A 1,238-nucleotide genomic window follows, 5' to 3' on the forward strand; every position below is an offset into this window, starting at 1 on the left:
CTGTTCGTGGGCACCCAGCTCAACTCGGTCCACGTCCTGGGCGGCTTCCTCAGGGGCGGCGCGGAGATGGTGAAGCTGGCCCGCACGGTCAACCCCCTGGACGTCTACAACCTCACCCACCCCGGCGAGTGGGGCAAGAACTCCCAGCTGCTGCTGGCGGGCCTGGTGGGCACGGCGGCCCATCCCGAGCGACTGCCGATGTCGCTGCTGGGCACAGGCTGGTCGAGTGACCCGGGGGATGCCGCGGGCTATCTGCTCTCGAACCTGATCGGCGGCAAGGGCGCCGGAGGCCTTGGCCGGGCAGCCGCGCGTGATGCTCTGCGAGGAGCCGCCAAGGACGCGGCGACGCAGGCGGCACGCAAGAGCGTGACGGACTCGCTGAAGAACTTCGCCCGGAAGCTGAAGTGCAGGGTCTTCGGTGGCGACCCGATCGACATGGCCACCGGCCGCATGTCCCTGCCGGTCACGGACGTGATGCTCCCCGCCCGGCTGCCACTGGTCTTCTCCCGCCAGTTCGAGTCGTCGTACGAGGCGGGCCGCTGGTTCGGCCCAAAGTGGACCTCCACCGCGGATCAGCGCCTGGAGATCGACGCCGAGGGTGTCATCTTCGTCCGTGAGGACGGCTCCCTGCTGGCCTACCCGCACCCTGTGCCCGGCGTCCCGGTGCTGCCCCTGGCCGGCGAGGGCCATCCCCTAACGGTGGACGCGTACGGCGACTACACGGTCACCGACCCTGCCGCTGGTCGTGTCTGGGACTTCGCGGGCCCGGGCGGCGACGGCGACGGCATCGCCCTGCTCTCGCAGATCATCGACCGCTCCGGCAGCCAGTGGCTGACCTTCGAGTACGACGACGAGGGCGCCCCGACCGGGATCGTGCACTCGGCCGGCTACGAGCTGAAGATCGAGCGGTCCGGGAACCGAATAACCGCCCTGCACCTGGCAGATGCCGACGGCGATATCGAGCTGGTCCGCTTCGGCTACGACGAGTCGGGACACCTGGCGACAGTGACGAACTCCTCGGGCCTGCCGACCCGCTTCACCAACGACACCCTCGGCCGCATCACCGCGTGGACGGACACAAACAACTCCTCGTACCACTACGTCTACGACGACCAGGACCGCTGCGTCTCCCAGGGCGGCGAAGCGGGCCACCTCGCCTACACCTACACCTACGGCGACCCGGACCCGACGACCGGCCACCGGATCGTCACCGCGGTCAACTCACTGGGCCGCGAGAC

General features: G+C 69.4%; 1 protein-coding gene. It reads left to right on the forward strand.

Annotated elements, in window-relative coordinates; translation table 11 throughout:
* The coding region (locus ACI2L1_RS45220) for a DUF6531 domain-containing protein (protein WP_404745306.1) at positions 1–1,238 on the forward strand (1,238 nt) is incomplete at both ends.

Origin of the sequence: Streptomyces sp. NPDC019531 (assembly GCF_044903305.1) — a bacterium.
GTDB lineage: Bacteria > Actinomycetota > Actinomycetes > Streptomycetales > Streptomycetaceae > Streptomyces.